Genomic DNA, 20,049 nt, shown 5'->3' with positions numbered 1-20,049 from the left:
TATGGGTCGTCAGCAATGCCGAAAATTGCAATATTCAAAATGAACACGTGCATAAAACGCACGACTATTACTAGCTGCGCAGCCCCTCCTCGCAGCACTGCTTGATCAGGCCACGCAGCCAGCGGTGGCCAACATCGTTGTCGAAGCGTGGGTGCCAGGACTGGCGTACCGGCACTCGCTGCAGCGGCAGGGGAATCTCGAATCGACGCAGAGGCAACCCCAGGCGCTGGCAGGTGGTGGCAACGAGATCAGGCACCGGCAGGATCAGGTCGGACTCCATCAGCGCCAGCACGGCAGAGAAGAAGCTCGGCGAAATCAGTACCACGCGCCGGGTCAGATCCAGCTCAGCCAGGCGCTGGTCGATGGGCCCACGCGCAAGGCCACGCCGGGAAATACTGATCTGGTCGAAGCGGGCGAAATGCTCGGGGGTGATGGGCTCGTCGAAGATCGGATGGCCGGCACGCGCCAGCCCGACGAAGCCCGCCTCGAACAGGCCCTGGGACTTGATCTCCGCCGTCAGGCTGCTGGAGGCACCGACGATCAGGTCAATACGCCCTTCGCGCATGGCGTCGTCATCGCCATCGATCTCCGGCACGAAGCGCAGCACCACGTTGGGCGCCTGCTGATGCATACGCTCGGCCAGTCGCCCGCCGTAGCAGACCATGAAGATATCGTTGGTGCGTACGTTGAACTGACGCTGCAGCGTCGGCAGGTCGACCTCCGAAGAGCGGAACAACCCGGTCGCCTGCTCGACCACACCACGCACCTGTTCACGCAACTCCAGCGCCCGCGGCGTCGGAACCAGGCCACGACCGGCGCGTACCAGAATCGGGTCGCCGACCGCCTCGCGGATGCGCGTCAGGGTTCGACTCATAGCCGGCGCGCTGAGGTGCATGCGCCGTGCGGCCCCCACCACGCTACCTTCGTCGAGCAGAATATCCAGGGCCACCAGCAGGTTCAGATCCGGTAGTTGCATGCAGCGCATCCTCTAGCGGCAATGATTGCAGTTGGCGCACTGTATAAGCCCGGGACAATGGCGTCGATGTCAGACAGCGGATGGGCTGGTAATGGAGCCAGAGCCCGCCCCTCCTTTTGTGGAGGATGGGGGCGAGCTGCGGATCGTTTACAACCGGGGCATGTTCTTGGTCACGCAATGGATGCCACCGCCACCGCCAGCGATCGGGTCGATGTTCACCTGCACGACCGTCCGCCCCGGATAGAGCCGGGTCAGCAGGTCCTTACAATACTTGTCCGCCGCCGCATCGCCGAACTGTGGGGCGATCACCGCACCATTGATCGGCAGGTAGTTGATGTAGCCAGGGGCGAAGTCCGGATTGTTGCGGGTGTAGACGTTGCTGCGCACCTTGAGGGGCGGCGGCAGGGTATGCACGACGAGGCGGCGGCCATCGGCGTCGGTGGCGTTCTGCAGGATCTGCAGGTGGGTACGCGTCACCGCGTAGTCGTATGACTTCGGATCGTTGTCCAGGTTGGCGATGACCACACCTGGCTTGACGAAGCGCGCGTAGAAGTCGACGTGGGCATCGGTGATGTCCTTGTTCTTGATACCGGGTAGCCAGATGATCTTGCGCAGGCCCAGATTGGCCTTCAGTTCAGCCTCGATCTGAGCACGACTCATACCCGGATTTCGGTTGCTGTTGACCCAACAGCTCTCGGTCATGATCGCCGTGCCGTGGCCGTCCACCTCGATACCGCCACCCTCGCCCACCAGCTGGCTGGCGATGTAGCTGGCGTCCATTTCGTAGCTCAGGGTGTCGGCCACCTGGGTGTCGTTGCTGGCGCGCTGCTTGCCGCCCCAGCCGTTGAAATTGAAGTCAACCAGGCCACGGCCGCCCTCGCCGTCGACCACGAAGCAGCCGCCGTAGTCGCGCACCCACACGTCATCCAGCGGCGTCGTGAGGAACTTGATATTGCTGGTGCCGCACTTCTGCCTGGCCTGGGTCAGCTGGTTGGCACGGCACAGCACGGTCACCGGCTGGTATCTGGCGATGGTCTTGGCCAACAGGGCGATGCAGTCGTTGACCGGCGAGGCCCAGTCTTCCCACACCGCCGAGGACGCTGCGAACGCCAGAATCACCCGCTCCTGCGGGGCATGCTCGTCGGGCATGTACCAGTTGCCGGCCAGCGCTGCGCGCGCGCGGGGTGCGCCGATGCCCAGGCCGAGGGAGGCGACGGCGCCGAGACTGGCAGCCATCGTCAGGTGCTTCATGAAATCGCGACGCGTAGACATGGTGTATCCCTCATCTCGTGGGTAGTGGTGTGGCGTCAGTGGGCGGTAGTTTTGAAGGTTGTCCAGGCCCGCATGCGCGCACGCATGGAACGCTGTGGAATGTCCTTGCCAGGAATCAGCCGCGCGTAGGTGGCTTCGCCGGCGTAGATGTCCGGGTTGTTGCGCATGTCGGCATCGACCATCGGCCGGGCCTTGGCGCTGGAGGTCGGGTAGCCGGTGAAGTTGCTGATCGCCGCCATGTTCTCCGGACGCATGACGAAGTTGATGAAGGCGTAGGCGTATTCCGGGTGCCTGGCGTCCACCGGGATGGCCATGGTGTCCATCCACACCGTGGTGCCCTCGCGCGGGATGTGGAAGCGGAAGTCCGCCGCCTTGCCGGCACCGCTGGCGGCGCGCTGGGCCTGGGTGAAGTCGCCGCTGTAGCCGAGCGATAGGCACAGGTCGCCATTGACCAAGTCGGTGACCGGCTGCGACTGGAACTTGCGGATGTAGGGTTTGATAGACACCAGCAGCTCGGTGGCGGCCTTCAGGTCATCCGGCTCGGCGCTACGTGGCGTGCGGCCAAGGTAGTTGAGCACCACGGCCATCACCTCGTCGGGCGAGTCGATCATGGAGATGCCGCAATCGGCGAACTTGGCTGCGTTCTCCGGCTTGAACAGCAGGTCGAGGCTGTTCACCGGCGCGTCAGGCATGCGCTTGCCGACCATCTCGGCGTTGTAGGTGATGCCGATGCTGCCCCAGGTGTAGGGCACGGTGGCGTGGCGCGAGTAGGGATACTTGGTCTGCAGGTTGCGCAGGCCCGGCTCGATGTCGGCCAGGTGCTGCAGCTTTTCCGGGTCGAGCTTCTGCAGGGCGCCGGCGCGCATCAGCCGTTCGGCCACGGTGTCGCCGGGGAAGATCAGGTCGTAGCCGCTGCCACCTGCCATCATCTTGGCCTCCAGCGTCTCGCTGCCCTCCATGACGTCGTAGATCACCTTGATGCCGGTCTCCTTGGTGAAGTTGGCAATGGTGTCTTCGGCGAAGTAGTCGGCCCAGTTGTACAGGCGCAGGGTCTTCTCCTCCACGGCAGCCGAGGCCTGGGCACAACACAGCGCCAGGGCGGCGAACAGCAGGCTTTTCTTGTGACTCATGGTCAGGCTCCCCGATGGTTCCAGTGGCTATGCCGGTGGCGGCCATCCAGGCCCAGCAGCGCTCCGTACATCTCCGGGCGACGGTCGCGGTAGATGCCCCAGGTCATGCGCTCCTCGCGCATGGCGGCGAGGTCCAGCTCACGCACCAGCACACCGCTGGTGTCGCGGTCGGCCTCGGCGAGCAGCTTGCCCTTGTGGTCGGTGATGAAGGACGAGCCGTAGAAGCTCATCTGCAGGCCCGGATCGGTGGTCGCCACCTCGCGACCGACGCGGTTGGCGGCGATCACCGGCACTATGTTGGCGGCAGCGTGGCCGCGCTGGGTCAGTTGCCAATGGTCACGCGAGTCGAATGCCGCAGCCCCCGACGTAGCGACGCCCGGCTCTGAGCCGATGGCAGTCGGATAGAGCAGCACCTCGGCGCCCTGCAGGGCCAGGCAGCGCGCGGTCTCGGGGAACCACTGGTCCCAGCAGATACCGACGCCGATACGGCCGACGGCGGTGTCCCAGACGCGGAAGCCGGTATCGCCGGGGCTGAAGTATTCCTTCTCCTGGTAGCCGATGGCGTTGGGGATGTGGGTCTTTCGATAGACACCGAGCAGGCGGCCGTCGGCATCGGCCACGGCCAGGGAGTTGAAGTAGGCGTTGCCGGCCTTCTCGAACCAGCTCAGCGGCAGGACCACGCCCAACTCGCCGGCCAGCGCGGCGAAGCGCTTGAGCAACGGGCTGGTGCTGTACTCCTCGGCCAGGGCCAGGTGCTTGTGGTGCTGTTCGATGCAGAAGTACGGCGTGGCGAACAGCTCCTGCAGCAGGATCAGCCGCGCACCGCGGGCGGCGGCGTCGCGCACCAGCTGTTCGGCGCGGTCGAGGTTGTCCTTGAGGTCCCAGCTGCAGGCGAACTGGGTGGTGGCGACGGTCAGTCTGCTCATCGCCTTACCCCTTCAGCGGCCACAGCGGCTGTTGCTGGGTGATGCAATGCACCCCGCCGCCGCCATGGGCCAGCTGGTTGATGCGTACCGGCACCACTTCGCGGCCGGGGAAGGCCATACGCAGGGTGGCGGCCGCGTCCTGGTCGGCGGCGATGCCGTAGGCCGGCATGATGATGGCGCCGTTGCAGATGTAGAAGTTGGTGTAGGAGGCGCAGAACACTTCCGCCTCGGTATCCACCGCATCGGTCGCTTCGTACAGCTCCAGCAGCTCCAGCTTGCGTCCCTTGGCGTCGGTGGCCAGTTCCAGGGCGCGACGATTCTCGCGCACGACCTCGGCGTACACCGAGCCGTGGTCATGGGTGGCGTCGACCAGCAGCGCGCCAGGCTTGGCGAAGGCGCACACGCCGTCGACGTGGCCGTCGGTCATGTCGCCGGTGACGTACTTGGGGTCGCCCGGCAGCCAGATGGTCTTCTTCACGCCCAGCAAACGGGCGAAGATTTCTTCCATCTCGGCCTTGCTCATGCCCGGATTGCGGTTAGGGTTGAGCAGCACCGACTCGGTGGTGATCAGCGTGCCCTCGCCGTCTACATGGATGGCGCCGCCCTCGTTGGAGAGCGGCGTGCCGAAGCACTCCAGGCCCAGGCCGTTGAGGATGCGCCGCGCCAGGCCCTCGTCGAGGCTGTGCTCGGACTTGCCGCCCCAGGCGTTGAAGCGCCAGCTGACACCAGCCAACCCCAGCTGCGGGTGGCAGACGAAGCTCGGGCCGGAATCGCGGCACCAGCTGTCGTCCACCGCCAGCTCGATCAGCTCGACACCCTTGCCACAGAGTTCGCGAGCACGCAGTACCGCCGAAGGATCGACCACCATCTTCACCGGCTCGAAGCGGGCGATGGCGTTGGCCACGCGGGCGAAGTCGACCTGCACCTCCTCCAGGGTTACGCCCCAGCCGGACTCCCACAGCGGCTGATTGTGCGGCCAGACCATCCAGGTGGCGGCGTGCGGGGCCCATTCGGCGGGCATGAACCAAGCGTTCGGAGTTGCTGCGTGCTGTTGCATACAAGTGCCTTTCAGTTAAGTCTTTGTTATCACTGAAAACCGCGAATGCGGTGATGGCTTGCATGCTAGGCCTGTAAAAAAGGCTCAACAAACGATAGATTTTCCACAATTCTGATTAGACAGGCTTATCAGTCATGCTCAAGCACTGGCCTCCCCTGAACGCCCTGCGCGGCTTCGAAGCCGCCGCCCGCCTGGGCAGTTTCCACAAGGCCGCCGAGGAGCTGCACCTCACCCAGTCGGCGATCAGCCAGCAGATCCGCAGCCTGGAAAGCTTCCTCGAACAGCCGCTGTTCTTCCGCAACGGCCGCAGCGTGGCGCTGACCGATGCCGGCTTCGACCTGCTCAGCACCACCCAGGCCCTGCTGCAGCAACTGGCCGTGGGCATCCGCCGCCTGGAGCAGTACCGCAAGCCCAACCAACTGGTGGTCAACACCACGCCGGCCTTCGCCCGTCATTGGCTGGTGCCGCAGCTGGGCGACTTCCACCGGCGCCATCCGGACGTCGACCTGTGGCTGTTCACCAGCGACGAGGTGCCGGACATGGCCAGCCAGACCATCGACATCGCCGTGCGCGACGACCTCAGCGCCCAGGCCGAATGCAGCTTCCGCGTGCTGCTGGAGGACCGCCTCTACCCGGCCTGCCACCCCAGCCTGCTGGCGCTGCCTGCAGGCGAACGCACCACCCTGCACGGCGAGCGCGAGATGGACTGGGCCCACTGGCAGGTACAGGGCGGCGCCGATATCGGCCAGCACAGCCAGGGCCTGAACTTCTCCGACCCCGGCCTGCTGCTGGACGCTGCCAGCGGCGGCCTGGGCATCGCCCTGGTCAGCGAGCTGCTGGCCGCCACCGCCTGTGCACTGAACCTGCTGCAACCGCTCAGCGAACAGCGGGTACGCGGCCCGCGCTGGACCTGGCTGGTACACCGCGACAGCGAGAACGACCCGCTCACCCGCCAGTTCTGCACCTGGCTGGAGCAGCGCCTGAGCCCGGTAGCACCAGCTGAAAACGCTCGTCAGCCGTTATGATCGCCGCATCACCCACCGACTCAACCAGACATGGAGCAGTCATGCCCTTCATCACCACCCGCACCGTTCTGTTCGGCGACTGCGACCCGGCAGGGATCGTCTACACGCCGCGCATCGCTTACTTCGTCATCGAGGCGATCCAGGAATTCCTCTCACATCGCCTTGGTGGCGAGGGCCTGCGCAAGCTGTTCGCCATGGGCATCCTGCCGCCGGCGCGGGCGCTGTCTGTCGAATTTCTCTCGCCCATGACCTGGGACGAGGTGATCAGCATCGAGGTACGCAGCGAAGCGCCCGGCACCACCTCGTTCGGCTTCACCGTGGAGGGCCGCCAGGTATCCGGCGAGGTGACCTTCCGTGCGTCGATGACCCAGGTATGCATCGACCCCGAGAGCAAGCAGCCAACTGCCCTGCCCGACGTCCTGCGCCAGGCGCTGCTGCCCGAATAAGAGAGGCACAGAAACGAAAAAGCCCCGCCGAAGCGGGGCTTTTTCATGCTGTTCGAGGATCAGGCCGTGGCGGCGATCTTCTTCAGCTCCTCGTCACGCAACTCGCGGCGCAGGATCTTGCCAACGTTGGTGGTCGGCAGGGTGTCGCGGAACTCGACGAAGCGCGGCACCTTGTAGCCGGTCAGGTTGGCACGCATGTGCTCCATGACCTGCTCCTTGGTCAGGCTCTCGCCCGGACGCACCACGACGAAGACCTTGATCGCCTCGCCCGACTTCTCGTCCGGCACACCGATGGCGGCGCACTGCAGCACGCCCGGAAGGGTGGCGAGCACGTCTTCCAGCTCGTTCGGGTACACGTTGAAACCGGACACCAGGATCATGTCCTTCTTGCGATCGACGATGCGCATGTAGCCGTCGTCCTGAATCACGGCTATGTCGCCGGTCTTCAGCCAGCCATTGGCATCAAGCATCTCGTCGGTGGCTTCCTGGCGCTGCCAGTAGCCCTTCATTACTTGCGGACCCTTGACGCACAGCTCGCCACGCTCACCCAACGGCAGGTCATTGCCGTCGTCGTCGATCACCTTGCACAGGGTCGACGGAACCGGGATGCCGATGGTGCCGATCTGGATGTTCTGGTACGGGTTGACCGACACGACCGGGCTGGTTTCGGTCATGCCATAGCCTTCACAGATGGCGCAGCCGGTGACTTCCTTCCAGCGCTCGGCGGTGGCCAGTTGCAGGGCCATGCCTCCGGACAGGGTCAGCTTCAGGCTGGACAGGTCCAGGCGGCGGAAGTCTTCACTGTTGCACAGGGCCACGAACAGGGTGTTCAGGCCGACGAAGGCGGTGAACTTCCACTTGCCCAGTTCCTTCACCGTGCCCGGCAGGTCGCGCGGGTTGGTGATGAGGATATTGTGGTTGCCGGTCAGCATCATCGCCATGCAATGGAAGGTGAAGGCGTAGATGTGATAAAGCGGCAGAGGGCAGATGACAATCTCCGCACCCTCGTGAAGGTTGGAGCCCATCAGCGCTTTGGATTGCAGCATGTTGGCCACCAGATTGCGGTGGGTCAGCATGGCACCCTTGGCAACGCCGGTGGTGCCGCCGGTGTATTGCAGCACGGCGACGTCGTCGCTGGCAGGGCTAGCCTCGGTGACGGACTTGCCGCGACCGAGAGCCAATACCTGGTTGAGCTTGACGGCCTGCGGCAGGTTGAACGCCGGGACCATCTTCTTCACGTGTTTGACCACGGTGTTGACCAGCAGGCGCTTGAGCGGCGGCAGCAGGTCACCCACCTCGGTGACGACGACGTGCCTGATACCGGTCTTCGGCAGCACTTCCTCGGCCAGGTGGGCCATGTTGGCCAGGCAGACGAGCGCCTTGGCGCCGGAGTCGTTGAACTGGTGTTCCATCTCCCGCGCGGTGTACAGCGGGTTGGTGTTGACCACGATCAGGCCAGCGCGCATGGCGCCGAACACCACGATGGGATATTGCAGGACGTTCGGCATCTGGACGGCGATGCGATCACCGGACTTGAGGTCGGTGTGGTTCTGCAGATAGGCGGCGAAGACGCCGGAAAGCTCGTACAGCTCACCGTAGGTCAGGGTCTTGCCCATGTTGGTGAAAGCGGGCTTGTCGGCGAAGCGTCGGCAGGACTCTTTCAGTACGGCCAGTATGTTGGGGTACTGGTCGGTATCGATCTCGGCAGCGATTCCGACAGGATACTTGTCCTTCCAGAAGTTTTCGGTCATGGAAGCCTACTCCTGAGCAACAGCTTGTCTACACCGCGCGCAATGGCGGTTGTTTGTTGTGATGTTTGACCTTGACGCGAGCTGGTGACAGGCGCAAAGCGTGCCGAGAGTAGCAGCTTTGCCAAGGTGCGCCTAGCACCAAACATAGCCAGCACGGTCAGTAAAACGACTACAACTGCATTTTTGGTCACGCCTTTGTCATGCTCGAGGCGAGGCCCTGGATCGGGCTTTTCGGCGCTATGGACAGGGTAGAGAGTGAAAACGAAAGTGCCCATTGCCGAGAATGGCGAATGGGCACTTAACAGGGCGCAGCGTGTGCGTCAGGCGATGTCGCGCAACTCGCGACGGAGGATCTTGCCGACCGGCGTCATCGGCAGGGCGTCCTTCAGCACGATGTGCTTCGGCACCTTGTAGCCAGTGAAATTCTCACGGCAATAGGCCTTCAACTCCTCGACGCTCACACCGCCCTCGCGAGGCACCACGAATAGCTTGACCGCCTCACCGGATTTCTCGTCCGGCACGCCGATGGCCGCGCAGCTGGCGACCTTCGGGTGGGCCATGACCACGTCCTCGATCTCGTTCGGATACACGTTGAAGCCAGAGACGATGATCATGTCCTTCTTGCGGTCGACGATGCGCACGTAGCCATCCGGGTCGATCACGGCGATGTCACCGGTCTTGAACCAGCCTTCGGCATCCAGCACTTCGGCGGTGGCCTCTTCACGCTGCCAGTAGCCCTTCATTACCTGCGGGCCCTTGATGCACAACTCGCCCCGCTCGCCCACCGGCTGCTCGACGCCATCGTCGTCGATGACCTTGAGCGCGGTGCCCGCCACCGGAATGCCGACGGTACCCAGGCGAGCCAGTTCGCCATAGCAGTTGGTGGTGGCGACCGGCGAGGTCTCGGTCAGGCCGTAGCCCTCAACGATGGCGCAGCCGGTCATCTGCTGCCAGCGCTCGGCGGTGGCCTTGACCAGTGCGGTGCCACCGGAGTTGGTCAGCTTGAGGTTGGAGAAGTCGAGGTTCTTGAAGTCCGGGTGATCCATCAGCGCGACGAACAGGGTGTTCAGGCCGAGCAGCGCGGAGAAACGCCACTTGCCCAGCTCCTTGACGAAGCCAGGGATGTCGCGCGGGTTGGTGATCAGCACGTTGTGGTTGCCGCTGACCATCATGCACATGCAGTTCGCGGTGAAGGCATAGATGTGATAGAGCGGCAGCGGCGCGATCATGATCTCGCCGCCTTCCTTCATCAGCGGCTGGCCGTCGTCGCCGGTCTGCTGCAGGCAGTTGTGCACCTGCTGCATGTTGGCCACCAGATTGCCGTGGGTGAGCATCGCGCCCTTGGCCACGCCAGTGGTACCGCCGGTGTACTGCAGTACGGCGATGTCGTCGAGCCCGGCCTTGACCGGCTTCAGCGCATGCCCCTGGCCACTGCGCAACACGTCCTTGAACGACAGCGCCTGCGGCAGCTGGTAGTCCGGCACCATCTTCTTCACGTGCTTGACCACGGTATTGACCAGCCAGCCCTTGAGGCTCGGCAACATGTCACCCAGGCGAGCCTCGATCAGATACTCGACCTGGGTATCGGGCAGCACTTCCTGCACCGACTTGCCGAAGGTGTTGAGGTACACCAGCGCACGCACGCCGGCGTCATTGAACTGGTGGCGCATTTCGCGCACGGTGTACAGCGGGTTGGTGTTGACCACGATCAGCCCGGCACGCATGGCGCCGAACACGGCGATCGGATACTGCAGGACGTTGGGCATCTGCACGGCGATGCGATCGCCAGGCTTGAGGTCCGTATTCTTCTGCAGCCAGGCGCCGAAGGCCGCAGAGTAGCGGTCCAGCTCGGCGTATGTCAGCGTCACCCCAAGGTTGCTGAAAGCCGGACGGTCGGCGAACTTCTTGCAGGATCTCTCGAACACCTCGACCACGGAGCGGTAGGTGGAGAAATCGAGTTGGTTGGATACCCCGGCCGGGCGCTTGTCGTCCCAGAAGTCAGGTTGCATTGTTGTTATCCCCTTGACCTGAATGAGCTGACCGGTCACCAGCGAAGCGACCGGGTTGCCCCGGAACTTAGCAGCAACACGGCCCAAGGCAAATACCTCCCGGGGGCTCATTGACCCTGTGAATCTTTACCATGCTTTTCGGCGATTCATGCTCGGCTGGGCTATAGCTACTAATCACGCCCCCGATCCGGCTCGCCATGCCACGCAGCCTCTGCCTCGTCGTGCTCGCCCTGCTCTGCCTGCCGCTGGCGGCCGAACCACGCCTGGCCACCCTGGAATACCCACCTTACAGCAGCCAGGCACTGCCCTCCGGCGGCAGCATCGTCGAGCTGACCCGAAGCGCCTTCGCCACCCAGGGCTACGCCCCGCAGATCGACTTCCTGCCCTGGGCACGAGCACGTGCCGAACTGCGGGACGGCAGCTACCAGGGCGCCCTCGCGCTGTGGCCGCAGGAGATAAAGGAAGAGAAACTCACGGCCTCGCGCCCGCTGTTCTACAGCGAGCTCGGCCTGTTCGTCCGCCAGAGCGACCCACAGCCCTTCACCCGCCTGGCTGACCTGCGTGGGCGCAAGGTCGGTATCGTCCGCGGCTACGGCTACCCACCACGACTACTCGAATCCGGGTTGCTGCCGGAGGAAGCGGTGGACGACATCAGCAACCTGCGCAAACTGGCGGCACGACGCTTCGACCTGGTGTTGCTGGAGCGGGTCGTCGGTGAATACCTGGTGGCAGGTGACGCGGAGCTGCGCGGCCGCCTCGTATGGCAGGAACCAGCACTGGAACGCATACCGCTGGTGGTCGGCTTCACCAAGCCCAGGGCCGGCCAGCCGGACTGGGCCGCCATCTTCGAGCGCGGCCTGCGCGAACTGCACGCCAGTGGGGAATACATGCGCATCCTCAAGCGCCACAACAGCTGGCGCTAACGGTCCTTTGCCTGGAGCTTCGGGCCATGCACAATGCCGCGACTCACCTGGGCACAAGGATCGCCATGCACCAGCAAGCATTCTGGATGGGCGCCAGCGACGGCACTCCACTGCACGTACTTCACTGGCACGCCGACACGCCGCCCAGGGCAGTGCTGATGATCGCCCACGGCATGGCCGAACATGCCGCACGCTACGCGCGACTGGCCGAGCGCCTGGTGGCCGACGGCTACGAGGTATACGCCCTCGACCAGCGCGGCCACGGCATCACCGCCGAAAACGGCGTGCTGGGTCTGTACGCAGATGAGGACGGTTGGAGCAAGGTGGTCGGCGATCTCGCCAGCCTCAACCACCATATCCGCCAACAGCATCCGCAGCTGCCAATCCTGCTGCTCGGCCACAGCATGGGCAGCTACATCGGCATGGCCTATCTCATGCAGCACAGCTGCAGCGTCCACGGAGCCGTCCTGTCGGGCTCCAACTACCAGCCGCTACCGCTGTACAAGGCCGCCAGACTGATCGCCCGACTCGAGCGCCGGCGTCTGGGGCCCAACGGACGCAGCCGGCTGATCGACTTCCTCTCCTTTGGCTCGTTCAACAAGGCCTTCAAGCCCAATCGCACCGGCTTCGACTGGCTCAGCCGCGACCCGGCGGAAGTCGATAAATACGTGACCGATCCGCTGTGCGGCTTCGTCTGTACCACCCAGCTGTGGTGCGATCTGATGGAAGGCTTTCAGCAGATCACCCCGGTGCGCAACCTGGCCCAGATCGACGCCGACCTGCCGTTACTGGTCATCGGCGGCGACCACGACCCGGTCAGCCAGGGCAAGCGACTCGGCCACCTGGCGGGCGCCCTGCGCACCGCCGGCATCCGCAATGTCGAGCTGAAGATCTACCCCGAGGCCCGCCACGAGCTGCTCAACGAGAGCAACCGCGACGAGGTCACCGACTACCTGCGCAACTGGCTGGAGCGAGCCCTGGCCCGTAGCCGCCAGTGCCCCAACACCATCGAGGAACCCGTATGACTCAGGTCACCAACATCCCCTACGACGCCCTGGAAGTTGGCCAGCAGGCCAACCTGGTGAAAACCGTTGAAGAGCGTGACGTACAGCTGTTCGCCGCCGTTTCCGGCGACAACAACCCGGTCCACCTGGATGCCGCCTACGCCGCCGAGACGATGTTCAAGGAGCGCATCGCCCATGGCATGTTCACCGGCGCGCTGATCAGCGCGGCCATCGCCTGCCAGTTGCCCGGCCCAGGCACCATCTACCTCGGCCAGCAGCTCAAGTTCACCCGCCCGGTAAAGCTCGGCGACACCCTGACCGTGCAGCTGGAAGTGCTGGAGAAGCTGCCCAAGGGCCGCGTACGTCTGGCCACCCGAGTGTTCAACCAGAGCCAGGAACAGGTGGTGGACGGCGAAGCCGAAGTATTGGCACCACGCGCCGAGCAGACCCTGAACATGCCGGCGATGCCGAAAGTCACTGTGGGTTGAAATATCTAGTTCACGCCCTCCACCTAGGCTAGAACTCCACGCATGAAAAGGCCGCTCACTGAGCGGCCTTTTCACTCCCTCTCCCTCCGGGAGAGGGTTGGGGTGAGGGAAAGCGGCGAGTTGCCTAAAGCTCCCTCACCCCTGGCCCCTCTCCCAGAGGGAGAGGGTGATACTACTCCCTTGCTACCCTCACACTCGCCGTCATCCCTGCACTTAGCGGCAACTCCTTCGGCACCTCCTCCAGCTCGATGCGCACCGGGATACGCTGGGCCAGGCGCACCCAGTTGAAGGTCGGTTCGACGTTGGCCAACAGCTGCGCGTCCGGCGCGGCATTACGATCGGTGATGCCGCGGCTGATGCTCTGCACCTTGCCTTGCAGCGGCTCGCCACCACTCATCAGGATCACTTCGGCCGACGCACCGACACGAATGCCCGGCAGCTTGGTCTCCTCGAAGTAGGCCTGCACATAGAAGGAATCGTCCGCCACCACGGCCATCACCGCCTGGCCGGTCTGCACGTAGTTGCCCTGGGCCAGATGCAGATTGGTGACCTGGCCGGAGCGTGGCGCGCGCACCTCGCTGCGTTTGAGATTCAGCTCGGCCAGCTTGACCTCTGCCTCCGCCTCCTGGAACTCCGCACGGGCGATGGCGGCATTTATCTGCGCATTCTCGCGCAGCTCGGCGCTGATCGCCTGCGGTCCCAGGTGGGCACGACGCGAGGCCTCGTGCTGGCGCAGGTTGAGCTGCTGGCGGCGGGTCTCGGCCATGGCTCGCGCCTTGTCCAGCGCCGCCTGATAGCGCTCGCGATCGATGCTCATCAACAGATCACCGGCCTTGACCACCTGATTGTCGTGCACCTTCAGCTCCACCACCCAACCGGATACATCGGGCGCGATGGTGACCACATCGGCGCGTACCCGGGCATCGCGGGTCCAGGGCGAAATCATGTAGAAGTGCCAGAGCCACCAGCCAGCCAGCAGCGCCGCGGCGACCAGTACCAGGGTGACTAACACGCGGGGCAATGCGCGCATCCTCAAACTCCTCACCAGGCAGCCAGCAGGGCCATCAGCCCCGCCAGCACGCAGATATAAAGGGCGCAGTCGAACAGCGCCTCGTGCCAGATCCAGCGCGACATCCCGGCGCGCTGCAGAGCCAGGCGCAATACGCCAGTCAGCAGCAGCGCCAATAGCGCATATAACAGCATGGGGCTGAGCAGCACGCCGCCCAGTGCCCACTCACGCAGTTCCATGAATCCCTCCTTGCCGGGCGCACCACTGGCGCCAGCTATGGGTCAGTTGCAGCAGCGCGGCCTCAGCCAGGCGCAGCTCGATGGCAGGCGGTTGATCGTGCAGGGCCCGCATCAGAGCCTGAGCCGGCGCGTCCAGGTCATCGCCACGCGCCCGTGCAGGCCCTCGCCCCAACAGCGCCTGAACTTCACCGAAGAAACGCCGCTCTGCCTGGCGCGGAGCCGCCGGAGCAGCCGCCAGGCAGGCACGCAGGTGCAACAGCTCATCACCCAGATCGAGACTGTCGATACCGTCGTCCCAGCGACTGCGGCCGCCTTCCGGCAGCTGCGGATAGAAGCGCGCCAGCTGCAGCAGACGATCGGCCATACGCCCACCGAACCAGTTCTCCGCGCCCTCCAGGCTGCGCGAGCAGAGTCGCGCCAAGTCATCCAGGGTTGCCTTGAGCAGACGGCGACCGTGCCACACCGGGTTGCGCAGCACGATCAGGCGCAACGCCAGCACCGCGCAACCGACGCCGATCAACATGGCCAACGCTTCGTTGAGAAAGAACGCGACGTTGTAGACCATGTCATTCCGCGGTGCGCAGAGCACGATGAAATGCAGACAGAACGAGGTGGCAGCACCAGCCAGCGCGGGCCGCGACATGGCCAGCAGGCCGAAAAACAGCGGCACGCCGAGAGCCAGGCAGAGCAGCGGAAAGCCGTTCCATTGCGGCAACAGCACCTGACCAACCACGAAGGCCACCGGCAGCGCATAAAAGATGCCGCGCAGGAAGGCCATGCCGATCAGGTCGGCATTCTCGCGACTGGCGAACAGGCTGCACACCACCGCCGCCAGCAGCAGCGCGCCGCTGGCGGCCGGCCAGCCGGTGGCCAGCCAGAAGGCCGACAGCACCAGCAAGGTCAGACAACTGCGCAGGCCGTAGACAGTGGCAGTCTGCACATCGCGGTGCCAGGAAAGAGGCGGCGGCGCACCTTGCGGCGCCTCGCCACGGACCACCGCATCGAGTGTCGCCTGGGCCCGCGACAGCTGACGCACCAGCACGGCCATGCGACCGATGCAATATTGCCGCGCCAAAGGCTGGGCCGGGTCGTGGGACTGTTCCAATAGCCGCCGATAGAGCGCTTCCTGCCGTGCCGCATCCGGCTCGGCGAGCAGTGCCTGAATCTCGCTCAGCGGCGGCGTCAGTGCATGCACATCTGCTTCGTCCAACTGCTGCCACTGACGAGCCACGCCTCGGGCCAGGCGCAGCAAGCCGAGCAACTCCCGTGTCAGCGCCCGCAGACCCCGGGCCCGCTGGCGTCCCAGACTGCCCTCGAACCACGCGTGTTCGCGCTGAGCGTCTACGGCGACGATGCGGGCCAGAGTTTCTAGCAATCCCTGGCGCGCCGCATCACGCCCCTGCAGCGCCGCGGACGCCGCTTGCGCTCCGCTTTGCCACGCCGCGCGTGCCTGCTGCACCACCGCTCGTTCCACCCGCTGCGGCCAGATCACCGCGCTGACCGCCATCGAGCAGAGAATGCCCAGGCAGATCTCGGTGCAGCGTGCTACCGCCTCGTCGAACACCAGAAGCGGCTTGCCGATAACCGGCAGGCAGATGATCGCCACCGTGTAGCCGGCCAACACGAACGAATAGGCCCAGGCACTGCGCAGCAGGGTCGATGCCGCCGTGCACAGACCCAGCCACAGCGCCATCACCAGCAGGAACAGCCAGGGCGCCTGGGCGAACAATCCCATGAAGACCACCGACAGCGCGGTACCGATCAGGGTACCTAGCAGCCGCGCCAGGCCCTTCTGCACCACCATGCCGGCCAGCGGCTGGGCAACGATGAAGGCAGTCATCAGCGCCCACTGGGGCTGATCGAGATCGAAGCGGAAGGCGCACCACAATGCCAGGCCACCGCTCAGTAGCGTCTTGCAGGCGAACTGCAGGGCGGCAAGATCGGGAACGAGCAGGGCCGAAAGGGAATCGCGCACAAGGGCTACCAGCAAGGATTCTTAGATGAAGGTAGATGGCCGGGGCAAAACCGACCAAGCAACCAAATCTAATTATTAGCCAGCTAATAATATTCGTCCACCATCACTAGATAGATGAACGGCTGTTGCAATTAATTAACCGCATATTTAATTATTGAACTCATGAGCAAACAGACCAGAACCCCACGTGCCCCCGGGCGCCCCGCCGCCGATGCCACGGTGCAGCGCGAGCTGCTACTGAACGTCGCCACCGACCTGTTCTCCCACCAGGGCATCCAGGCCACCAGCCTGCGCGCCATCGCCGAGCGCGCCGGGGTGACACCGGCCCTGCTCAACTACTACTTCGGCAACAAGGAAAGGCTGGTCGACGCCATGGTCGAGGAGCGCTTCCTACCATTGGTAATGACCGCCGCTCAGGGCCTGCAGCAGGCCGGCGACGATCCGTTCGCTCTGGTCGAAGCCTTCCTGCGCGACATGAGCCGCAACGTCGCCGCGCACCCATGGATATCCCAGCTGTGGGTACGCGAGATCCTCTGCGAGGGCGGCGTACTGCGCGAGCGCCTGATGGACCGCGTCGCTCCACTGGTGCCGCTGCTGTTGGCGCAGAAATTTGCCGCTGCCCAGGCACGCGGTGCACTCAACCCCGAGCTGGACCCACGCCTGCTGGTGGTCTCGCTGATCGGCCTCACCCTCCTCCCCTACGCTGCCGCACCGATCTGGCGTGGCGTGTTCGCCAACCCGCAGATCGGCGACGACGCGCTGATCGCCCACACGCTCGCCCTGCTCAAGGGCGGCATGGAGCCCTGAGATGGACCATTTGCTGCGACCTTGTCAGCTACTGGCCGGCCTGCTCATCGTCACCCTGTCCGGCTGCGATGCCGGCCGCGAAGAACTGCTGGGCACCCTGGAATGGGACCGTATAGGCCTGCCCGCCGAGGCCTCGGAAACCATCCTCTCCTGGAAAGTGGCGGAGGGTGACCGGGTCGAGGCCGGCCAACTGCTGCTGGAACTCGACCCACGTCGTCAGGACGCTCGCATCGCCCAGGCCCGCGGAGAAGTGGACCAGGCTGCCGCGCGACTGGCCGAGCTGAGCAACGGCGCGCGCAGCGAGACCATCGACTCCGCCCGCGCCACCCTGGCGCGCAATCGGGCCGAGCAGGTCGACAGCGAACGCAACTTCACCCGTATCGCCGAGCTGCACCGACGCAAGATGGTCGCCGTGGCCGAACTCGACCGCGCCCGCGCCGCTCGCGACCAGGCCAGCGCCGCCACCCGGAGTGCCGAGGCACAACTGCGCGAGCTGACCAACGGTACCCGCCCTGAGCAGTTGGAGCAGGCCGGCGCCGCCCTGGATGCCGCCCGTGGCAATCTGGCCCAGCTTGAGGTTGGCCGGGAACACCTGAGCCTGCGGGCGCCCCGCGCGGGCCTGGTCGACTCGCTGCCGTTCAGAGTCGGCGACCAACCGCCGGCCGGCGCAGAACTGGTCAGCCTGCTGGTTGGCGAGGCGCCTTATGCACGGGTGTTCATCCCTGCCAGTATCCGCTCCCAGGTGCAGGTAGGCGATGCCATGCACATCCATGTAGAAGGCATCGAAGCCCCCTTCACCGCCAAGGTGCGCAGTATCCGCAGCGAGGCCAGCTTCACCCCCTACTACGCCCTCACCGGCGACGATGCCAGCCGCCTGATGTACCGCGCGGAGCTGGTCCTCGAAGGTGAAGCCGCACGCCAGCTGCCAGCCGGCCTGCCGCTGCACGCGGAGCGCATCGACCATGAACGCCGATGACCTGGTGATCCGCGCGCGCGGCCTGACCAAGCGCTTCGGCAAGCTCACCGCGGTCGATCATCTTGATCTCTCGATACCCTGCGCCGAGGTATTCGGCTTCCTCGGCCCCAACGGCTGCGGCAAATCCACCACCATCCGTATGCTCTGCGGCCTGTTGCAACCCAGCGAGGGCCAAGTGGAAGTGCTTGGCTGCCAGATCCCCCGCGACGCCGAGGAGCTGAAGAAGCGCATCGGCTACATGACCCAGAAGTTCTCGCTCTACGAGGACCTGACGGTGCAGGAAAACCTGGAATTCCTCGCCGCCGTGCAGGGCATCGGCCGCCGCGAAACCCGCGAGCGCATCGACGAGCTGCTGGAACGCTACTGGCTGGCCGACCGCCGCAAGCAGATGGCCGGCACCATGAGCGGTGGCCAGAAGCAGCGCCTAGCCCTGGCCGGCGCCGTGCTGCACAAACCCGACCTGCTGCTGCTCGATGAACCGACCAGCGCCGTCGACCCGCAGTCGCGCCGCGAATTCTGGGATTCGTTGTTCGAGCTGGCCGAAGCCGGCACCACCTTGCTCGTGTCCACCCACTACATGGACGAGGCCGAGCGCTGTACCCGCCTGGGGATTCTCGACGCCGGCCGCCTGGTGGCCGACGGCAGCCCGCGCGAACTGATGGATGCCCTGCCCGGCCACCCGCTATTGATCGAATGCGCCCAACCTCGCGAAGCCCAGCGCGCCCTGCAAAATCACCACGAGGTGCTGGCCATGGCGCAGATCGGCGCCACCCTGCGTGTGCTCTGCGAGGGCAATGGCGCCCGCGACGATATAGCCGCCACCCTGCAGCGCGCCGGTATCGACGCCCAATTGCGCGACGGCGAGGCCAACCTGGAAGACGTATTCGTCGCCGTCACCCGCAAGCCGCTGGAGGCCACGTCATGAACCTGCGCCGCATGGGTGCCATTGTCCTCAAGGAGCTGCGCCAGCTGCGTCGCGACAAACTGACCTTCGTCATGATCGCCGGCGTGCCGCTGCTGGAACTGGTGCTATTCGGCTACGCCATCAACATGGACGTGCGCGGCATCGAGGCCGCGGTGCTGGACCAGGCCAACACCGCGCAGTCGCGCGAGGCAGTGGCAGAGATCACCTCCAGCCAGGTGATCGAGGTGAAGTACCGGCTGAACAACCCGCAGGAGATCGATCGCCTGCTGCGTGAGGGGCGTATCAGCGCCGCGCTGGTGGTACCTGCCGACTTCGAGGCACGCCTGCAGCGCCGGGACCGTCCGCCGCTGCAACTGGTGGTCGATGGCTCCGACCAAAGCGTGCAGGCCTCGGCGCGTCAGTTGGCGGCCTATCCGCTACCCGGCTGGGGATCTGCCCAGGGCGTGGAGGTGGTGAACTTCTACAACCCGGAGCGGCTGGCGCCACTGAACACGGTGCCCGGCCTGCTGGGAGTGATACTGACGATGACCATGGTGCTGTTCACTGCCGTGGCGCTGGTTCGCGAGCGCGAACACGGCAACCTTGAGCTGCTGATCGCCACCCCGGTGTCGCCCTGGGAGCTGACCATCGGCAAGGTGCTGCCCTTCATCGGCATCGGCCTGATCCAGGTCACGGTGATTCTGGTAGTCGGCCACTGGCTGTTCGAAGTGCCGGTGCGCGGTTCGATCCTCGAACTCTACGGTGCCTCGTTGTTGTTCATCATCGCCAGCCTGGCGCTCGGGGTATGGCTGTCGACATTGGCCACCACGCAGTTCCAGGCCATGCAGATGGCCTTCTTCACCTTCCTGCCGCAGATCCTGTTGTCCGGGTTCATGTTCCCCTTCGCCGGTATGCCCAAGGTGGCCCAATGGATCGCCGAGCTGATGCCGCTGACGCACTACCTGCGTCTGTCACGCGGCATCATGCTGCGCGAGGCGGGATTGCTTGAACTGTGGTCGGAGATGCTGATCCTAATTGTGTTCTGTGCGGCGCTGCTGGGCCTGGCCGTGTCGCGCATCCACAAGCGCCTGGACTGAGGGACAAGTTTTAGCGGATGTGTCGTCGTCACACC

General features: G+C 64.8%; 19 protein-coding genes. 9 read left to right on the top strand and 10 right to left on the bottom strand.

Annotated elements, in window-relative coordinates; all coding sequences use genetic code 11:
• Nucleotides 1-70: 70 nt before the first annotated feature.
• From IB234_RS08665 to IB234_RS08645, 5 genes are all read right to left on the bottom strand, one after another.
• Nucleotides 71-976 (bottom strand): LysR family transcriptional regulator, encoded by a 906-nt coding sequence (locus tag IB234_RS08665; RefSeq protein ID WP_192316541.1) that lies wholly within the window; start codon nucleotides 974-976, stop codon nucleotides 71-73.
• Nucleotides 977-1,123: 147 nt separating this feature from the next.
• Nucleotides 1,124-2,248 carry an agmatine/peptidylarginine deiminase gene (locus IB234_RS08660; protein ID WP_192316539.1) on the bottom strand — a complete coding sequence of 375 codons (1,125 nt, stop codon included), beginning with the start codon at nucleotides 2,246-2,248 and terminating at the stop codon, nucleotides 1,124-1,126.
• A 35-nt stretch (nucleotides 2,249-2,283) separates the two neighbouring features.
• On the bottom strand, nucleotides 2,284-3,378 hold the full coding sequence (locus IB234_RS08655; RefSeq protein ID WP_192316536.1) for an extracellular solute-binding protein: 1,095 nt from the start codon (nucleotides 3,376-3,378) through the stop codon (nucleotides 2,284-2,286).
• Between the two features lie 2 nt (nucleotides 3,379-3,380).
• Nucleotides 3,381-4,304 (bottom strand): N-carbamoylputrescine amidase, encoded by a 924-nt coding sequence (gene aguB / locus IB234_RS08650; RefSeq protein ID WP_192316534.1) that lies wholly within the window; start codon nucleotides 4,302-4,304, stop codon nucleotides 3,381-3,383.
• A 4-nt stretch (nucleotides 4,305-4,308) separates the two neighbouring features.
• On the bottom strand, nucleotides 4,309-5,361 hold the full coding sequence (locus IB234_RS08645) for an agmatine/peptidylarginine deiminase (RefSeq protein ID WP_192316532.1): 1,053 nt from the start codon (nucleotides 5,359-5,361) through the stop codon (nucleotides 4,309-4,311).
• A 134-nt stretch (nucleotides 5,362-5,495) separates the two neighbouring features.
• Here IB234_RS08645 and IB234_RS08640 point away from each other — a divergent pair, with 134 nt between their 5' ends.
• Together IB234_RS08640 and IB234_RS08635 are read left to right on the top strand one after the other, a co-directional pair.
• The gene (locus IB234_RS08640) at nucleotides 5,496-6,386 is read left to right on the top strand and encodes a LysR substrate-binding domain-containing protein (RefSeq protein WP_192316530.1); all 891 of its coding nucleotides are present in this window, start codon (nucleotides 5,496-5,498) and stop codon (nucleotides 6,384-6,386) included.
• Nucleotides 6,387-6,427: 41 nt separating this feature from the next.
• Nucleotides 6,428-6,832, top strand: coding sequence for an acyl-CoA thioesterase (locus tag IB234_RS08635; protein WP_192316528.1), 405 nt, complete (start codon nucleotides 6,428-6,430; stop codon nucleotides 6,830-6,832).
• A 59-nt stretch (nucleotides 6,833-6,891) separates the two neighbouring features.
• On the opposite strand, the gene fadD1 is transcribed toward IB234_RS08635, so the two are convergent.
• Nucleotides 6,892-8,583: a long-chain-fatty-acid--CoA ligase FadD1 gene (gene fadD1, locus IB234_RS08630; protein ID WP_192316526.1), complete on the bottom strand. Its 1,692-nt coding sequence runs from the start codon at nucleotides 8,581-8,583 to the stop codon at nucleotides 6,892-6,894.
• Nucleotides 8,584-8,903: 320 nt separating this feature from the next.
• On the bottom strand, nucleotides 8,904-10,592 hold the full coding sequence (gene fadD2 / locus IB234_RS08625; protein ID WP_192316523.1) for a long-chain-fatty-acid--CoA ligase FadD2: 1,689 nt from the start codon (nucleotides 10,590-10,592) through the stop codon (nucleotides 8,904-8,906).
• A 197-nt stretch (nucleotides 10,593-10,789) separates the two neighbouring features.
• Between fadD2 and IB234_RS08620 the strand changes: the two genes are divergently transcribed.
• The 3 genes from IB234_RS08620 (at nucleotide 10,790) to IB234_RS08610 (ending at nucleotide 13,007) form a co-directional block, all read left to right on the top strand.
• Nucleotides 10,790-11,515 (top strand): substrate-binding periplasmic protein, encoded by a 726-nt coding sequence (locus IB234_RS08620; RefSeq protein WP_192316521.1) that lies wholly within the window; start codon nucleotides 10,790-10,792, stop codon nucleotides 11,513-11,515.
• Between the two features lie 65 nt (nucleotides 11,516-11,580).
• Nucleotides 11,581-12,540 (top strand): alpha/beta hydrolase, encoded by a 960-nt coding sequence (locus tag IB234_RS08615; RefSeq protein ID WP_192317767.1) that lies wholly within the window; start codon nucleotides 11,581-11,583, stop codon nucleotides 12,538-12,540.
• Nucleotides 12,537-13,007, top strand: coding sequence for a MaoC family dehydratase (locus IB234_RS08610; protein ID WP_192316519.1), 471 nt, complete (start codon nucleotides 12,537-12,539; stop codon nucleotides 13,005-13,007). Before IB234_RS08615 ends, IB234_RS08610 begins: the two co-directional genes overlap by 4 nt.
• Before the next feature lie 172 nt (nucleotides 13,008-13,179).
• Here the strand turns inward: IB234_RS08610 and IB234_RS08605 are convergent, their stop codons facing one another.
• From IB234_RS08605 to IB234_RS08595, 3 genes are read right to left on the bottom strand one after another with little or no spacing between them, the layout of a single operon-like run.
• Entirely contained in the window at nucleotides 13,180-14,037 is an 858-nt protein-coding gene (locus tag IB234_RS08605) for an HlyD family secretion protein (protein WP_192316517.1), read from the bottom strand.
• 11 nt (nucleotides 14,038-14,048) lie between these two features.
• A complete protein-coding gene (locus IB234_RS08600; protein WP_192316515.1) occupies nucleotides 14,049-14,255 on the bottom strand; it encodes a DUF1656 domain-containing protein in 207 nt (68 codons plus the stop codon).
• Nucleotides 14,242-16,230 (bottom strand): FUSC family protein, encoded by a 1,989-nt coding sequence (locus IB234_RS08595; RefSeq protein WP_192316513.1) that lies wholly within the window; start codon nucleotides 16,228-16,230, stop codon nucleotides 14,242-14,244. Before IB234_RS08595 ends, IB234_RS08600 begins: the two co-directional genes overlap by 14 nt.
• A 162-nt stretch (nucleotides 16,231-16,392) precedes the next feature.
• Between IB234_RS08595 and IB234_RS08590 the strand changes: the two genes are divergently transcribed.
• The 4 genes from IB234_RS08590 to IB234_RS08575 are packed head-to-tail and all read left to right on the top strand — an operon-like array spanning nucleotide 16,393 to nucleotide 20,014.
• Entirely contained in the window at nucleotides 16,393-17,037 is a 645-nt protein-coding gene (locus IB234_RS08590) for a TetR/AcrR family transcriptional regulator (protein ID WP_192316511.1), read from the top strand.
• 1 nt (nucleotide 17,038) lies between these two features.
• A complete protein-coding gene (locus IB234_RS08585; RefSeq protein WP_192316510.1) occupies nucleotides 17,039-18,013 on the top strand; it encodes an HlyD family secretion protein in 975 nt (324 codons plus the stop codon).
• On the top strand, nucleotides 18,000-18,938 hold the full coding sequence (locus IB234_RS08580; protein ID WP_192316508.1) for an ABC transporter ATP-binding protein: 939 nt from the start codon (nucleotides 18,000-18,002) through the stop codon (nucleotides 18,936-18,938). Before IB234_RS08585 ends, IB234_RS08580 begins: the two co-directional genes overlap by 14 nt.
• Nucleotides 18,935-20,014 carry an ABC transporter permease gene (locus IB234_RS08575; RefSeq protein ID WP_192316506.1) on the top strand — a complete coding sequence of 360 codons (1,080 nt, stop codon included), beginning with the start codon at nucleotides 18,935-18,937 and terminating at the stop codon, nucleotides 20,012-20,014. Before IB234_RS08580 ends, IB234_RS08575 begins: the two co-directional genes overlap by 4 nt.
• The last annotated feature ends 35 nt before the right edge of the window (nucleotides 20,015-20,049 follow it).

The sequence above is a fragment of the Pseudomonas sp. PDM16 genome, assembly GCF_014851865.1.
Taxonomy (GTDB): domain Bacteria; phylum Pseudomonadota; class Gammaproteobacteria; order Pseudomonadales; family Pseudomonadaceae; genus Aquipseudomonas.
The sequence above is the reverse complement of the archived record's forward strand: the minus strand, read 5'-3'. Positions and strand labels throughout refer to the sequence as shown.

Coding starts and splice junctions, on each gene's coding strand:
- IB234_RS08580 (WP_192316508.1), top strand. CDS start 18,000: ATGAACGCCGATGACCTGGTGATCCGCGCGCGCGGCCTGACCAAGCGC.
- IB234_RS08605 (WP_192316517.1), bottom strand. CDS start 14,037: ATGCGCGCATTGCCCCGCGTGTTAGTCACCCTGGTACTGGTCGCCGCG.
- IB234_RS08615 (WP_192317767.1), top strand. CDS start 11,581: ATGCACCAGCAAGCATTCTGGATGGGCGCCAGCGACGGCACTCCACTG.
- IB234_RS08665 (WP_192316541.1), bottom strand. CDS start 976: ATGCAACTACCGGATCTGAACCTGCTGGTGGCCCTGGATATTCTGCTC.
- IB234_RS08575 (WP_192316506.1), top strand. CDS start 18,935: ATGAACCTGCGCCGCATGGGTGCCATTGTCCTCAAGGAGCTGCGCCAG.
- fadD2 (WP_192316523.1), bottom strand. CDS start 10,592: ATGCAACCTGACTTCTGGGACGACAAGCGCCCGGCCGGGGTATCCAAC.
- fadD1 (WP_192316526.1), bottom strand. CDS start 8,583: ATGACCGAAAACTTCTGGAAGGACAAGTATCCTGTCGGAATCGCTGCC.
- aguB (WP_192316534.1), bottom strand. CDS start 4,304: ATGAGCAGACTGACCGTCGCCACCACCCAGTTCGCCTGCAGCTGGGAC.
- IB234_RS08610 (WP_192316519.1), top strand. CDS start 12,537: ATGACTCAGGTCACCAACATCCCCTACGACGCCCTGGAAGTTGGCCAG.
- IB234_RS08660 (WP_192316539.1), bottom strand. CDS start 2,248: ATGTCTACGCGTCGCGATTTCATGAAGCACCTGACGATGGCTGCCAGT.
- IB234_RS08600 (WP_192316515.1), bottom strand. CDS start 14,255: ATGGAACTGCGTGAGTGGGCACTGGGCGGCGTGCTGCTCAGCCCCATG.
- IB234_RS08590 (WP_192316511.1), top strand. CDS start 16,393: ATGAGCAAACAGACCAGAACCCCACGTGCCCCCGGGCGCCCCGCCGCC.
- IB234_RS08655 (WP_192316536.1), bottom strand. CDS start 3,378: ATGAGTCACAAGAAAAGCCTGCTGTTCGCCGCCCTGGCGCTGTGTTGT.
- IB234_RS08585 (WP_192316510.1), top strand. CDS start 17,039: ATGGACCATTTGCTGCGACCTTGTCAGCTACTGGCCGGCCTGCTCATC.
- IB234_RS08635 (WP_192316528.1), top strand. CDS start 6,428: ATGCCCTTCATCACCACCCGCACCGTTCTGTTCGGCGACTGCGACCCG.
- IB234_RS08645 (WP_192316532.1), bottom strand. CDS start 5,361: ATGCAACAGCACGCAGCAACTCCGAACGCTTGGTTCATGCCCGCCGAA.
- IB234_RS08620 (WP_192316521.1), top strand. CDS start 10,790: ATGCCACGCAGCCTCTGCCTCGTCGTGCTCGCCCTGCTCTGCCTGCCG.
- IB234_RS08640 (WP_192316530.1), top strand. CDS start 5,496: ATGCTCAAGCACTGGCCTCCCCTGAACGCCCTGCGCGGCTTCGAAGCC.